15 protein-coding genes are annotated in these 14,786 nt (G+C 61.2%); 13 read left to right on the top strand and 2 right to left on the bottom strand.

Annotated features, from left to right (window positions below; translation table 11 throughout):
* Positions 1-27: 27 nt before the first annotated feature.
* On the bottom strand, positions 28-960 hold the full coding sequence (locus PSFL_RS03710; RefSeq protein WP_057440694.1) for a lipid A biosynthesis lauroyl acyltransferase: 933 nt from the start codon (positions 958-960) through the stop codon (positions 28-30).
* Positions 961-1,077: 117 nt separating this feature from the next.
* Here PSFL_RS03710 and minC point away from each other — a divergent pair, with 117 nt between their 5' ends.
* From minC to PSFL_RS03675, 7 genes are all read left to right on the top strand, one after another.
* Positions 1,078-1,815, top strand: coding sequence for a septum site-determining protein MinC (minC, locus tag PSFL_RS03705; protein ID WP_115127724.1), 738 nt, complete (start codon positions 1,078-1,080; stop codon positions 1,813-1,815).
* A 201-nt stretch (positions 1,816-2,016) separates the two neighbouring features.
* Positions 2,017-2,829 carry a septum site-determining protein MinD gene (gene minD / locus PSFL_RS03700; RefSeq protein WP_057440689.1) on the top strand — a complete coding sequence of 271 codons (813 nt, stop codon included), beginning with the start codon at positions 2,017-2,019 and terminating at the stop codon, positions 2,827-2,829.
* A 3-nt stretch (positions 2,830-2,832) separates the two neighbouring features.
* On the top strand, positions 2,833-3,087 hold the full coding sequence (gene minE / locus PSFL_RS03695) for a cell division topological specificity factor MinE (protein WP_003175252.1): 255 nt from the start codon (positions 2,833-2,835) through the stop codon (positions 3,085-3,087).
* Positions 3,088-3,183: 96 nt separating this feature from the next.
* Positions 3,184-3,819: an RluA family pseudouridine synthase gene (locus PSFL_RS03690; protein WP_057440687.1), complete on the top strand. Its 636-nt coding sequence runs from the start codon at positions 3,184-3,186 to the stop codon at positions 3,817-3,819.
* 134 nt (positions 3,820-3,953) lie between these two features.
* Positions 3,954-5,243, top strand: coding sequence for a M18 family aminopeptidase (locus tag PSFL_RS03685; RefSeq protein WP_115127723.1), 1,290 nt, complete (start codon positions 3,954-3,956; stop codon positions 5,241-5,243).
* Between the two features lie 293 nt (positions 5,244-5,536).
* Positions 5,537-5,713: a hypothetical protein gene (locus PSFL_RS03680; protein ID WP_162947716.1), complete on the top strand. Its 177-nt coding sequence runs from the start codon at positions 5,537-5,539 to the stop codon at positions 5,711-5,713.
* Positions 5,714-5,785: 72 nt separating this feature from the next.
* Complete coding sequence (locus PSFL_RS03675) at positions 5,786-7,963, top strand: mechanosensitive ion channel family protein (RefSeq protein WP_115127722.1); 2,178 nt, start codon at positions 5,786-5,788, stop codon at positions 7,961-7,963.
* On the opposite strand, the gene PSFL_RS03670 is transcribed toward PSFL_RS03675, so the two are convergent.
* The gene (locus tag PSFL_RS03670; RefSeq protein ID WP_057959032.1) at positions 7,939-8,652 is read right to left on the bottom strand and encodes a UTRA domain-containing protein; all 714 of its coding nucleotides are present in this window, start codon (positions 8,650-8,652) and stop codon (positions 7,939-7,941) included. The two genes, PSFL_RS03675 and PSFL_RS03670, sit on opposite strands and share 25 nt — an antisense overlap.
* A gap of 349 nt (positions 8,653-9,001) precedes the next feature.
* Here PSFL_RS03670 and PSFL_RS03665 point away from each other — a divergent pair, with 349 nt between their 5' ends.
* The 6 genes from PSFL_RS03665 (at position 9,002) to PSFL_RS03640 (ending at position 14,334) form a co-directional block, all read left to right on the top strand.
* Complete coding sequence (locus PSFL_RS03665) at positions 9,002-10,069, top strand: ABC transporter substrate-binding protein (protein ID WP_057440683.1); 1,068 nt, start codon at positions 9,002-9,004, stop codon at positions 10,067-10,069.
* Positions 10,070-10,227: 158 nt separating this feature from the next.
* The gene (locus PSFL_RS03660) at positions 10,228-11,034 is read left to right on the top strand and encodes an alkaline phosphatase family protein (protein ID WP_115127721.1); all 807 of its coding nucleotides are present in this window, start codon (positions 10,228-10,230) and stop codon (positions 11,032-11,034) included.
* Complete coding sequence (locus tag PSFL_RS03655) at positions 11,031-11,876, top strand: ABC transporter permease subunit (protein ID WP_057959030.1); 846 nt, start codon at positions 11,031-11,033, stop codon at positions 11,874-11,876. Before PSFL_RS03660 ends, PSFL_RS03655 begins: the two co-directional genes overlap by 4 nt.
* Entirely contained in the window at positions 11,863-12,663 is an 801-nt protein-coding gene (locus PSFL_RS03650; protein ID WP_057440678.1) for an ABC transporter permease, read from the top strand. The genes PSFL_RS03655 and PSFL_RS03650 overlap by 14 nt, the downstream gene beginning before the upstream one ends.
* A complete protein-coding gene (locus PSFL_RS03645) occupies positions 12,660-13,649 on the top strand; it encodes an ABC transporter ATP-binding protein (RefSeq protein ID WP_057445233.1) in 990 nt (329 codons plus the stop codon). Before PSFL_RS03650 ends, PSFL_RS03645 begins: the two co-directional genes overlap by 4 nt.
* Before the next feature lie 31 nt (positions 13,650-13,680).
* Positions 13,681-14,334: an HAD family phosphatase gene (locus PSFL_RS03640; protein WP_057440676.1), complete on the top strand. Its 654-nt coding sequence runs from the start codon at positions 13,681-13,683 to the stop codon at positions 14,332-14,334.
* Positions 14,335-14,786: the final 452 nt, after the last annotated feature.

The raw sequence follows: 14,786 nt of genomic DNA, 5'->3' as shown, positions 1-14,786 counted from the left end.
TCCATGGGCGAGGGACAATCCGTTTGTTCAGCGGCGCTTTTCGTACAACTTCGGTTCGCCCGGTGGCCGGCTCTTGAAGCGGCGATGGGCCCACAGGTATTGCTCGGGGCACTCGCGCACCGCAGTTTCCACCCATTGGTTGATGCGCAGGCAATCGACTTCGTCGGATTCACCGGGGAAGTCGCGCAACGGCGGATGAATCACCATGCGGTAGCCGCTGCCATCGGCCAGGCGCTGCTGGGTAAAGGGCACCACCAACGCCTTGCCCAGGCGCGCAAACTTGCTGGTAGCGGTGACAGTGGCGGCCTGGATGCCGAACAACGGCACGAAAATGCTTTGCTTGGCGCCATAGTCCTGGTCCGGCGCGTACCAGATCGCCCGGCCGGCGCGCAGCAGCTTGAGCATGCCGCGCACGTCTTCACGCTCTACCGCCAGGGAGTCGAGGTTGTGGCGCTCGCGGCCACGGCGCTGGATAAAATCGAACAACGGGTTGCCGTGCTCGCGGTACATGCCGTCGATGGTGTGCTTCTGGCCGAGCAAAGCCGCGCCGATCTCCAGGGTGGTGAAATGCAGGGCCATGAGGATCACGCCCTTGCCTTCCAGTTGTGCCTGCTTGAGGTGCTCCAGCCCTTCAACATGGGCCAGGCGCGCCAGACGCTGTTTGGACCACCACCAGCTCATGGCCATCTCGAAAAAGGCGATGCCGGTGGAGGCAAAGTTTTCCTTGAGCAAATGTTTACGCTCTTGCGCGGACATCTGCGGGAAGCACAGTTCCAGGTTTCGCGCGGCAATGCGTCGACGTTCGCCGGCCACCCGGTACATAAACGCACCCAGTACACGACCAATGCCCAGCAGCGCCCGGTATGGCAGTTGGGTAATCAGCCACAACAGGCCGAGCCCCAGCCATAGCAGCCAGAAGCGCGGGTGAAAAAATACAGCTCGAAAACGCGGGCGATCCATTACAGATTCCGGTAAAGACAGGGCCGCGCATTCTACAACGGTTCGACCCGGCTTGCGGCTAGCGGTTGTTCTCGTTATAAGTCTCGACACTTTTCGTGACAAGCCGCTTTGCCGACCATGAGCCAAACTGAATCGCTAGACCAAGATCCCGTATTCCAGCTCAAGGGCAGCATGCTCGCCATTACTGTGCTGGAACTGGCCCGTAACGACCTTGACGCCCTGGACCGCCAGCTCGCCGCCAAGGTCGCCCTGGCGCCGAATTTCTTCAACAATGCGCCGCTGGTGCTGGCCCTGGATAAATTGCCGGCCGGCCAGGGCGCGGTTGACCTGCCCGGGCTGATGCGCGTTTGCCGCCAACATGGCCTGCGCACCCTGGCCATCCGTGCCAACCGTATTGAAGACATCGCGGCGGCCATCGCTATTGAATTGCCAGTATTGCCACCGTCCGGTGCCCGCGAGCGTGTGCTCGACCCGGTAGAAGCTGAAGTGAAGAAAAAACCGGAAAAACCGGCAGAGCCGACGGTCAAGCCTACAAGGATCATCACCTCTCCCGTACGCGGTGGGCAGCAGATTTACGCCCAGGGCGGCGACCTGGTGGTGGTCGCTCCGGTCAGTCCCGGCGCGGAACTTCTCGCCGATGGCAACATCCATGTATACGGCCCAATGCGCGGTCGGGCACTGGCTGGGGTCAAGGGCGATACCAAGGCACGGATTTTCTGCCAGCAATTGAGCGCTGAGCTGGTGTCGATCGCCGGCCAGTACAAGGTTTCGGAAGATTTGCGCCGTGATCCGCTGTGGGGGGCCGGGGTACAAGTCAGCCTGTCGGGCGATGTGTTGAACATCATCCGTCTTTAACGGATACTGCCGCATTTTCCAAGCATCTCTGGACTCTGATAGCACAGCGAAACCGGCAAGACTTGTGTAGGAATAATTGAAAGCTGGCGTTTCCCTTACGGGAGGCACATCTTTTTCCTACGAATGCTGTCCGCCTGCAGCGAGTTTCAAGAGATGTTTTTCAGGGACTGAGAGGTCCTTTTTCCTTAGGGGTGAAACACCTTGGCCAAGATTCTCGTGGTTACATCCGGCAAGGGTGGTGTGGGTAAGACCACCACCAGCGCCGCTATCGGTACCGGTCTCGCTCTGCGCGGCCACAAGACAGTCATCGTCGACTTCGACGTCGGTTTGCGTAACCTCGACCTGATCATGGGCTGCGAACGCCGCGTGGTGTATGACTTCGTCAACGTGGTCAACGGCGAAGCCAACCTGCAACAGGCCCTGATCAAGGACAAGCGCCTTGAGAACCTGTATGTACTGGCCGCCAGCCAGACCCGCGACAAAGACGCGCTGACCAAAGAAGGCGTGGAAAAAGTCCTGATGGAACTCAAGGAAACCTTTGAGTACGTGGTCTGCGACTCCCCGGCTGGTATCGAGACCGGTGCTCACCTAGCGATGTATTTCGCCGATGAAGCCATCGTCGTGACCAACCCGGAAGTGTCCTCGGTACGTGACTCGGACCGTATGCTGGGCCTGCTGGCCAGCAAATCCCGGCGCGCCGAGAAGGGCGAAGACCCGATCAAGGAACACCTGCTGCTGACCCGCTACAACCCTGACCGTGTCAGCAAGGGCGAAATGCTCGGCGTTGAAGACGTCAAGGAAATCCTGGCCGTGGCTCTGCTGGGTGTGATCCCGGAATCCCAGGCGGTGCTGAAAGCATCCAACCAGGGCGTACCGGTCATCCTCGACGACCAGAGCGACGCCGGCCAGGCGTACAGCGATGCCGTTGACCGCCTGTTGGGAAAAACCGTGGAACACCGCTTCCTCGATGTCGCGAAGAAGGGATTCTTCGAGCGCCTGTTTGGAGGCAACTAAACAATGAAATTTCTCGACTTCTTTCGCGCCAACAAAAAGCCAAGCACCGCATCGGTAGCGAAAGAGCGTCTACAGATCATCGTGGCGCACGAACGCGGCCAACGCAGCACGCCGGACTACCTGCCAGCCTTGCAGAAGGAACTGGTCGAGGTGATCCGCAAGTACGTCAATATCGGCAACGATGACGTGCATGTCGCCCTGGAAAACGACGGCAGCTGCTCGATTCTGGAACTCAATATCACCCTGCCTGATCGTTGATCGAACAGGCGGTCGCCGCGGCGGCTCCGTCACCTTGATCCCCCTTGGGGAACCGGGTGGCCGAGCCGCCGTTGGCGTTTGTTACGAGGCTGTTTAATGCCGTTGTCCAATATCCATATCCTTCACCAGGATGACGCTGTCCTGGTGGTGAACAAGCCTACCCTGCTGCTGTCGGTGCCAGGTCGCGCCGACGACAACAAGGACTGCCTGATCACTCGCCTGCAGGAAAACGGTTACCCAGAGGCACGTATCGTCCATCGCCTGGACTGGGAAACGTCGGGAATCATCCTGCTGGCCAGGGATGCCGACACCCACCGCGAACTGTCCCGCCAGTTTCACGACCGCGAAACAGAAAAGGCCTACACCGCCTTGTGCTGGGGCCAGCCGGAACTGGACAGCGGCAGCATCGACCTGCCGCTGCGCTATGACCCGCCGACCAAGCCGCGGCATGTGGTGGACCATGAGTTCGGCAAACATGCGCTGACCTTCTGGAAAGTCCTGGAGCGTTGCGGGGATTGGTGCCGGGTCGAGCTGACGCCGATTACCGGGCGTTCGCACCAACTGCGGGTACACATGCTGTCCATCGGGCACCCGCTGCTCGGTGATGGCCTGTATGCCCATGAACAGGCCCTGGCCGCCTGGCCGCGCCTGTGCCTGCACGCGAGCATGTTGAGCTTTACCCACCCGCAAAGCGGCGAGCGCCTGCGCTTCGAGTGCCCTGCGCCTTTTTGAAGGGTAACCCGATCCCCTGTGGGAGCTGGCGTGCCTGCTCCCACAGAGGTCTTGTGTTGCACTTAAGAAAGTAGCTTCAAGCCAAATCCTGAGCCAATACGGTAAACTCCGCGCATTGCTGTCTGGAGCTACTTATGCGCGAAGCGTTGAATCAAGGCCTGATCGACTTCCTCAAGGCCTCTCCCACCCCCTTTCATGCCACTGCGGCCCTCGCCCAGCGCCTGGAAGCTGCCGGCTTCCAGCGCCTCGACGAGCGCGAAACGTGGAACACCGAGGCCAACGGTCGCTACTACGTGACCCGCAACGACTCCTCGATCATCGCCTTCAAGATGGGCCGCCAGTCGCCCCTGCACGACGGCATCCGCCTGGTCGGCGCCCATACCGACAGCCCGTGCCTGCGGGTCAAGCCGCAACCTGAACTGCAACGCCAGGGCTTCTGGCAGTTGGGTGTGGAAGTCTATGGCGGTGCGCTGCTGGCACCGTGGTTCGACCGCGACCTTTCCCTCGCCGGCCGCGTGACGTTCCGGCGTGACGGCAAGGTCGAAAGCCAGTTGATCGACTTCAAACTGCCGATTGCCATCATCCCCAACCTGGCCATCCACCTGAACCGTGAAGCCAACCAGGGCTGGGCGATCAATGCCCAGACCGAGCTGCCGCCGATCCTCGCGCAGTTTGCCGGTGACGAGCGCGTGGATTTCCGCGCCGTGCTCACCGACCAACTGGCCCGCGAACATGGGCTGAACGCTGATGTGGTGCTCGACTACGAGTTGAGCTTCTACGACACCCAGGGCGCAGCGGTGATTGGCCTGCATGGCGACTTTATCGCCGGTGCCCGCCTGGACAACCTGCTGTCGTGCTATGCCGGCCTGCAAGCCCTGCTCACCAGTGAGACCGACGAAACCTGCGTGCTGGTGTGTACCGACCACGAAGAAGTCGGCTCCTGCTCGGCCTGCGGTGCCGACGGCCCGATGCTGGAACAGACCCTGCGTCGCCTGCTGCCTGAAGGTGATGAGTTCGTACGAGCGATTCAGAAGTCGCTGCTGGTGTCTGCCGACAATGCCCACGGCATCCACCCCAACTATGCCGACAAGCATGACGCCAACCATGGCCCGAAACTCAATGCCGGCCCGGTAATCAAGGTCAACAGCAACCAGCGCTACGCCACCAACAGCGAAACCGCCGGGTTCTTCCGCCACCTGTGCATGGCTGAAGAAGTGCCGGTGCAGAGCTTCGTGGTGCGCAGTGACATGGGCTGTGGCTCGACCATCGGCCCGATCACCGCCAGCCACCTGGGCGTGCGCACCGTGGATATCGGCTTGCCGACATTCGCCATGCACTCGATCCGCGAGTTGTGCGGCAGCCACGATTTGGCGCACCTGGTAAAGGTGCTGAGTGCGTTTTACGCAAGTCGCGACCTGCCCTGAAAGGGGCGGCGCTTGCCCTCATGCCGATCAGTTCTCAAAGCAGCGAAGATCAAATGTGGGAGCGGGCTTGCTCGCGAAGACGTCCGCCCAGCAAACATTGATGTTGACTGACCCACCACTTTCGCGAGCAAGCCCGCCCCCACAGGGGATCTGCGCTTAACTGAACGGCATTAGGGCTTGCCCGCGATGGCGATTCCCAGCGCACTGCGGCGCTATCTGACACACATCAAGGCACCCCGCGCCAATCCCGCCTAGACTGACACTCATCCCTCAACGACAAGGCCGTCCCCACCATGATCCCGATGTCCGCCTTCCACGCCATGCTCATCCCCATCCTCACGGGCATGATCCTGCTGGCCGTTGGCTTCAACTTCCGCGACAAAAACCTCGGTGTATTTGGCATGTGGATCGGCATGCTGCTGATCCTCGCCACCATCGTCTACCGGATCCTGGCGAAACTGGCCGAATAATAAATGCACTCGCATTGGGCATAGCGCCCTCGTACACTCGGGCGATCCATCGTATTCAAGGTTGACCGCCTCGTGCTTGCCCGTCTGTTTGCTCTGCCACACTGCCTGCTCCTTTGCCTGCTGATCCTGTTGCCCATCGCCCCTGCCCAGGCGGTCGGCCTGCCCGGCATCCTGGGCAGCACCACCAAAGCCCAGCCACAGGCCGACGTGCCGCTGGGGCAGTCTTTGGACGAGGTGATCAAGACCCTGGAAAACGACCAGCAGCGCACCAAGCTGCTGGCCGACCTGAAAAAACTGCGCGAAGCCACGAAAAAAGCCCAGCCGGCTGCCGAGCAAGGGGTGCTGAGCCTGATCGGCGGCACCCTGGCCAGCCTGGAGCAACAGCTGTCCGGCGCCGACAGCCCACTCAATCGCTGGTCCGTCGAATTCGCCCAGGCCAGGACCGAGCTGGGCGCGCTGATGCTGCCCGCCAGCGAATGGCTGCCGATTATCTTTGGCTTTGCCGTGGTGTTGATGCTCTGGAGCCTGCTCGCGGCCGCGCTGATCTGGCTCAGCCATCGGGTGCGCCTGCGCTTTGGCCTCAGTGAAGAATTGCCGCAACACCCCAAGACCTGGGACATGCTGCGCTTTGCCCTGCGCAAGCTCGGCCCCTGGCTGATTGCCCTGGTGATCACCGTCTACCTCAGCTACGCCCTGCCCTCGTCCCTGGGCAAATCCCTGGCGATGGTGCTGGCGTACGCGCTGGTGGTCGGCACGTGTTTTTCGGCGATCTGCGTCATTGCCTTTTCCGTGCTCGACGGCCCGCACCGTCACCGGGCGCTGTATATCCTGCGCCACCAGGCGTTTCGCCCGCTGTGGCTGATCGGCAGCTTCGCCGCTTTCGGCGAGGCCTTGAGCGATCCGCGCCTGACCGAAGCCCTGGGTACCCACCTGGCCCACAGCGCCGCGACCGTCGCCAATGTCCTCGCGGCACTGTCCACCGGCGTGTTTATCCTGCGTTTCCGCCGGCCCATCGCCCACCTGATCCGCAACCAGCCACTGTCCCGGCGCCTGACCCGCCGCGCATTGAGCGATACGATCGAGATCATCGGCACCTTCTGGTACTTGCCTGCGCTGCTGCTGGTGGGCATTTCGCTGTTTGCCACCTTCGTGTCGGCCGGCGACACCAGCACCGCCTTGCGCCAATCATTGCTGTGCACGGTGTTGCTCGTGCTGTGCATGGTGATCAACGGCCTGGTGCGCCGCCACGCCCTCAAGCCCCAGCGCGGGCACAAGCGCCATGCGCTGTATTCCGAGCGCCTGAAAAGCTTTGTCTACACCCTGGCCCATCTGATGGTGTGGCTGGTATTTATCGAACTCGGCCTGCGGGTCTGGGGCTGGTCGCTGATCCGCTTTACCGAAGGCGACGGACATGAAATCAGCGTCAAGCTGTTCGGCCTTGCCGGTACCCTGCTGTTTGCCTGGCTGATCTGGATCCTCAGCGACACCGCGATCCACCACGCCCTCACCCGCTCGCGCAAAGGCCTGGCCAATGCGCGGGCGCAGACCATGATGCCGTTGATCCGCAACGTGCTGTTCGTGACCATCTTCATCATCGCCGCCATTGTCGCCCTGGCGAACATGGGCATGAACGTCACGCCCCTGCTGGCCGGTGCCGGTGTGATCGGCCTGGCCATCGGTTTTGGTGCGCAGTCACTGGTGGCGGACTTGATCACCGGCCTGTTCATCATCATCGAAGACTCCCTGGCCATTGATGACTATGTGGATGTCGGCGGCCACCTTGGCACCGTCGAGGGCCTGACCATCCGTACCGTGCGCCTGCGCGATATCGACGGCATCGTCCACACCATCCCGTTCAGCGAGATCAAGAGCATCAAGAACTACTCGCGGGAATTCGGCTACGCGATTTTCCGCGTAGCGGTGCCAGCCAGCATGGACATCGACACCGCGATCAAGCTGATGCGCGACGTCGGCCAGAAAATGCGCGCCGACCCGCTGCAACGCCGCAATATCTGGTCGCCCCTGGAGTTCCAGGGCGTGGAAAGCTTCGAGTCCGGCAACGCCATCCTGCGTGCGCGATTCAAGACCGCGCCGATCAAGCAGTGGGAAGTGTCGCGGGCGTTCAACCTGTCGCTCAAGCGCCACCTCGATGAGGCCGGGATGGACCTGGCGATGCCGCGCTTGAGCGTGCAAGTGGTGACGGCGGCGAGTGGGCCGCAGGAAGCTCAGGTCACATCCACCCCGACATGAATCGCATCATGGCGCCAGAACTCCAGATCGCAGTCGATCAGGCGCTGATGCTGATCGTAATTGACCCGGGCGATCCGCAGCCCAGGGCTGCCCGCCGAGACTTTCAAGGCGGCTGCCGCTTCTACCTGTAGAGAAGTCGGCACAATCTCAAAGCGCACGCGCCCGTAGTGCAGGTCGTACTTGCGGGCGTACAACTCAGTCATCGACTCGTTCAGGTCACACGCCAGGATCCCCGGAAAATACTGGGGGTTGAGGTAGTGCTCCACATACAGCACAAGCCGCCCATCAATACGCCGCCGCCGGCAGATCTGGATCACGCTGGACAGTGCCGGCAGTTGCAGCCACGCGCAGACCGCGGCCGAAGCCGGTTGCAGGCGTGCCGAGATGACTTCGGTAGAAGGCACTCGCCCCTGGGCGCTGACCATGGCGTGGAAGTGGCTGCGCTGCATCAGGTTGTAGGCCAACCGGGGCGGCGAGACAAACCAGCCACGGCGCTCCTCGCGGTAGATCTGGCCCTGGGCCTCCAGTTGCAGCAAGGCCTCGCGCACCGTAATGCGGGTGGTACTAAACAACTCACTGAGTTTGCGCTCGGCGGGCAGTTTGCTCGTCGGGCTCAACAAACCGTGGCTGATCTGCTCTTGCAGCGCCAGGCCAATGGCTGTCACCGCTTTGGTTGCCTCATCACGCATCAACGTTACCTATCTGGACTAGGCCAGCACTGTTTGGGTGCGCCAAATGCCCCTGGAATGAGCGGCGGCTGTTGCGTGCCAGCCTAGGCATCACACATGACCGACAGATGACAGCGCCTCGTGACACTGCCCCACACGCCCTGCAATACATCGGCCAAGTCCAAGAATTACGGGGGCCTGGCCTTGGTCTACGCTTACCCGGCAAGTACCTGCCCAGGCGCTTTAAAAACGACACCGACATAAAACTGTCATCCATCGCGCCTAAATTGGCTCGTGTATTGCTGACCTAGACCAAACCCACCGCGCCATCAAAAAATCGCAGCGTTGAAAACGCCCAAAGGAGCTTCGGATGAAACAGCTTTTCCTGGCATCACTGTTAGGCTCGACCATTGCCATGTGCACCGCCGCCATGGCCGCTGACACCGATTTGAAAACCCTGGAAGCTGCCGCCAAGGCAGAAGGCGCTGTGAACAGCGTCGGCATGCCCGATAACTGGGCCAACTGGAAAGGCACCTGGGAAGACCTGGCGGCCAAGTACGGCCTCAAGCACATGGACACCGATATGAGCTCGGCCCAGGAAATCGCCAAGTTCGCCGCAGAAAAAGACAATGCCAGCGCCGATATCGGCGACGTGGGCGCAGCCTTCGGACCGATTGCGGTCAAGCAGGGCGTGACCCAACCCTACAAGCCAAGCACCTGGGAACAGATCCCGGATTGGGCCAAGGACAAGGACGGCAACTGGGCCCTGGCCTACACCGGCACCATTGCGTTTATCGTCAACAAAAAGCTGTTGCACGGCTCCGAAGTGCCGACCAAGTGGTCTGACCTGAAAACCGGCAAATACAAGGTTTCGATTGGTGACGTGAGCACCGCCGCCCAGGCCGCCAACGGTGTACTGGCCGCCGCCCTGGCCACCGGCGGCGACGAGAAGAACATCCAGCCGGCGCTGCTGATGTTTGCCGAAATCGCCAAGCAGGGCCGTATCTCCCTGGCCAACCCGACCATCGCCACCATGGAAAAGGGCGAAGTGGAAGTGGGCGTGGTCTGGGACTTCAACGGCCTGAGCTACAAGGCCAAGATGGCCAACCCGGATGACTACGTGGTGCTGATCCCCTCGGATGGCTCGGTGATTTCCGGCTACACCACCATCATCAATAAATACGCCAAACACCCCAACGCGGCCAAGCTGACCCGCGAATACATCTTCAGTGATGCCGGGCAAATCAACCTGGCCAAGGGCAATGCGCGGCCGATCCGTGCCGAACACCTGACCCTGCCACCTGAAGTGAAAGCCAAGCTGCTGCCTGACGAGCAATACAAAGGCGTGACTCCGATCAAGGACGCCGATGCCTGGGAGAAGACCTCCAAGGCGCTGCCGCAGAAGTGGCAGGAAGAAGTCATCATCAACATGCAATAAGCCCTGGGTGGGAGCTGCCTTGCCGGCGATAGCGGTATGACATTCAGCACGTGTATCGGCTGATGCACCGTTATCGCAGGCAAGCCAGCTCCCACAGTTGATCCGGTTCCAGAAGATCCACCGAATCAAGCCCAATTTGTCGCGGAGCCCCTGCCCCTATGAAGCACAACGTCATCCTTGTGGTGCTCGACGGCCTCAATTACGAGGTTGCCCGGCATGCCATGGGGCATCTCCAGGCCTACGTCGGCGCCGGGCGCGCAGCGCTGTACAAGCTGGAATGCGAATTGCCCGCCCTCTCACGCCCGCTGTACGAATGCATCCTGACCGGCGTAACGCCGATCGACAGTGGCATTGTCCACAACAACGTCTCGCGCCTGTCCAACCAGCGCAGTATTTTCCATTACGCCACCGACGCCGGCTTGACCACTGCGGCGGCGGCCTACCATTGGGTCAGCGAGCTGTATAACCGCTCGCCGTTTATCGCCGCCCGCGACCGGCATACCGACGACCCGGCGCTGGCAATCCAGCACGGGCACTTCTACTGGAGCGATCATTACCCCGACGCTCACCTGTTTGCCGATGCCGAAAGCCTGCGCCTCAAGCACGCGCCGAACTTTTTGCTGGTACACCCGATGAACATCGACGACGCCGGCCACAGGCACGGCCTCGACACCGCGCAATACCGTAACAGCGCCCGCTCGGCGGACATCATCCTCGCCGACTACCTGCAAGGCTGGCTCGACACCGGCTACCAGGTGCTGGTCACCGCCGACCACGGCATGAACAACGACCGCTCCCACAACGGCCTGCTGCCGGAAGAGCGTGAAGTGCCGCTGTTTGTGTTCGGTGATGCCTTCAGCCTCGAGCCCAAGGCCCGACCCAGGCAAACCGATATCTGCGGCACCGTCTGCGCCCTGCTTGGCGTTGCCCACGACAAACCTGTCTGCCAGGAGCTGTTGAAGTGAGTTCAGTGATCCGTGGTAAGTGGCTGGCCGCCTTGTGCCTGGTGCCTTTCGCCCTGTTTTTCATCGTGTTCCAGATCGCGCCGCTGTTCTGGGTGATGGTCAACAGCCTGCAATCGGAAGAGTTCGGCTGGGGCCTGGCCAACTTCAGCAAGATCTTCAGCTCGAAGTTCTACTTGCAGGCGATCCAGTACAGCCTGGAGCTGAGTTTCTACTCCAGCGTCTTCGGCATCATCATTGCCGTGCTCGGCAGTTACTCGTTGCGCAAGGTGGATTCGCCGCTGCGCAACTTCGTCACCGCCTTCGCCAACATGACCAGCAACTTCTCCGGCGTGCCCCTGGCCTTTGCCTTCATCATCCTGCTGGGGTTCAACGGCAGCATCACTATCATGCTCAAGCAGGCCGGGATCATTCAGGACTTCAACCTGTACTCCAAGACCGGCCTGATCATCCTGTACACCTATTTCCAGATCCCCCTGGGCGTGTTGCTGCTGTACCCGGCCTTCGATGCCCTGCGTGAAGACTGGCGCGAGTCCGCAGCACTCCTGGGCGCCAATGGCTGGCAGTACTGGCGGCATATCGGCCTGCCGGTGCTGACGCCGGCGTTGCTGGGCACCTTCGTGATCCTGGTGGCCAATGCCCTGGGCGCCTATGCCACGGTGTATGCGTTGACCACCGGCAACTTCAACGTGCTGCCGATCCGCATTGCGGCGATGGTCTCCGGCGATATTTCCCTGGACCCGAACATGGCCAGCGCCCTGGCCGTCATCCTGGTGGCGCTGATGACCGTGGTCACCGTGGTCCATCAACTGCTGCTCAAGAGGAGCTACCATGTCTCGCGCTGAAGCCAGCCCCGTCGCCCTCTATCATCGCGTGGTGGTGTACCTGCTGTTCGCGATCCTGGTGCTGCCGCTGATTGGCACCCTGGTGTACTCCCTTGCCAGCAGTTGGTCGGCCACCATCCTGCCCGCCGGTTTTACCTTTGAATGGTATGTACAGCTGTGGAGCGACCCGCGCTTTTTGCATGCCTTTGGCCAATCGCTGCTGGTGTGTGTCGGCGCACTGATCCTGTCGGTGGTGCTGATCCTGCCGCTGCTGTTCGTGGTGCACTACCACTTCCCCAGGCTCGACGCGCTGATGAATATCCTGATCCTGCTGCCTTTCGCGGTGCCACCGGTGGTGTCCTCGGTGGGCCTGTTACAGCTGTATGGCTCGGGGCCGCTGGCGATGGTCGGCACACCGTGGATCCTGATTGGCTGCTACTTCACCGTGGCACTGCCGTTCATGTACCGCGCGATCACCAACAACCTGCAGGCGATCAACCTGCGTGACCTGATGGACGCCGCCCAACTGCTCGGCGCCAGCACCTGGCAGGCGGCGATCCTGGTGGTGCTGCCAAACCTGCGCAAGGGCTTGATGGTGGCGTTGCTGCTGTCGTTCTCGTTCCTGTTCGGCGAGTTTGTGTTCGCCAACATCCTTGTCGGCACGCGCTACGAGACCTTGCAGGTGTACCTCAACAACATGCGTAACAGCAGCGGCCACTTCACCAGCGCCGTGGTCATCTCCTATTTCCTTTTCGTGCTGCTGCTCACCTGGGCCGCCAACTTCTTGAACAAGGACAAAAGCCAATGAGCTTCGTCAGCGTCCAGCACCTGCAAAAAAGCTACGCCGCCACCCCGGTGTTCAGTGATATCAACTGCCAGATCGCCAAGGGCGAATTCGTCACCCTGCTTGGCCCGTCCGGTTGCGGCAAGTCCACGCTGCTGCGCTGCATCGCCGGGCTGACGCCGGTGGACAGTGGGCAGATCCTCCTGGACGGCCAGGATATCGTGCCGCTGAGCCCGCAGAAGCGCCATATCGGCATGGTGTTCCAGAGCTACGCGCTGTTCCCCAACATGACCGTGGAACAGAACGTCGCCTTCGGCCTGCGTATGCAGAAGGTCAACGCCGATGACAGCCACCAGCGGGTGCAGGAAGTGCTGCAACTGGTCGAGCTCAAGGACCTGGCCGGGCGCTATCCGCACCAGATGTCCGGCGGCCAATGCCAGCGCGTCGCCCTCGCCCGCTCCCTGGTCACCCGCCCGCGCCTGCTGCTGCTCGATGAGCCGCTGTCGGCACTGGATGCGCGGATTCGCAAACACCTGCGCGAGCAGATCCGCCAGATCCAGCGTGAACTGGGGCTGACCACGATTTTTGTGACCCATGACCAGGAAGAAGCCCTGGTCATGTCCGACCGCATCTTCCTGATGAACCAGGGCAAGATCGTGCAGAGCGGCGACGCTGAAACCCTGTACACCGCCCCCGTGGACGCCTTCGCCGCCGGTTTTATCGGCAACTACAACCTGCTGGACGCCGAGCAGGCCAGCAAGCTATTGCAGCGTCCGGTCAGCAGCCGTATTGCGATCCGTCCCGAGTCCATCGAACTGAACCGCAACGGTGAGCTGGACGCTCTGGTGCGCAGCCACAGCCTGCTGGGTAATGTGATTCGCTATCGCGTCGAAGCCCGGGGCGTTGAATTGGTGGTGGACGTACTCAACCGCTCGGCCCAGGATCTGCACCCAGACGGGCAACGCCTGGCACTTTCCATCGATCCCAGCGCACTGTGTGAGGTAGCCTGAGGATGCAGTGTTTATTGAGGAAGCATGACTGATGGCTTTGGTAATTTTTGATCTGGACGACACCCTGATCCACGGCGACTGCGCCACCTTGTGGAGCGAACAAATGGGCCGCCTGGGCTGGGTGGACCCCGATTCGTTCATGCGCAAGAACAACGAACTGATGGCCGCCTACAGCCGCGGCGAGCTGGCCATGGAAGAGTTCATGGACTTCAGCCTGGAACCGATGATCGGGCGCACCCCGGAAGAAGTCGCGCACCTGGTCGAGCCGTGGGTGGAAGATATTATCGAGCCGCTGATCTACAGCGACGCCACTAAGACCATCGCCCGCCACCGGCAGAACGGGGACCGGATCCTGGTGATCTCGGCCTCGGGCACGCACCTGGTCACGCCGATTGCCGCACGCATTGGCATTGATGAAGTACTGGGGATTGAACTGGACGTGGCCCACGGGGTGTACAGCGGCAAGACCGTGGGTGTACTGACGTACCGTGAAGGCAAGGTCGCCCGCTTGACGCAATGGCTGGAGCAGGAAGGTGAAAGCCTGGAGGGTGCGTATTTCTATTCGGATTCGCGCAATGACTTGCCGCTGTTGAGCAAGGTCGATTTCCCGCAGGTGGTGAACCCGGACCCGGTGCTGCAGGCCCACGCCGAACAGGCCGGATGGCCGATCCACCAGTGGACCTGAAGGCCCATTTTTGGCATTGAAACCCAATCAAATATGGGAGCTGGCTTGTCGGGTCGCCGCATCACCGCGATGGCTGCGGCAAGAACACCTGGGGTGTCAGGTATTCATTTGTCATCGTTAACGACCATCGCAGGCAAGCCAGCTCCCACAGGTATAAGCGTACGCCTCGACGATCAGGTCGGCTGTCAGGCCGCCTCGCTTTGCTTGTGATTTTGATCTTAGGCGCCCCGTTAAACCACGCTGGCCGTCATCCGATATTGATTTGGGGGGTAACCCGGCAGGACGCCGGGTTAGCCGCGCTGGGCCATGGATGGCCCATCGCGGCGGCCCCCCAAATCAATGTCGGATGAAGGGCACACCGAGCCTAGGCGAGGTGCCGAGTGGTGGGGCAAGAGCCCTTTTGGTTACTTTTGGCTGGGCCGGCACTCCGGGCTCTTTTCCAAAAGTGACCC

This window comes from Pseudomonas sp. DD1, from assembly GCF_044510355.1.
Taxonomy (GTDB): Bacteria; Pseudomonadota; Gammaproteobacteria; order Pseudomonadales; family Pseudomonadaceae; genus Aquipseudomonas; species Aquipseudomonas shahriarae.
Note: the sequence above shows the minus strand (reverse complement) of the source record. Positions and strands in the feature narration are given on the sequence as shown.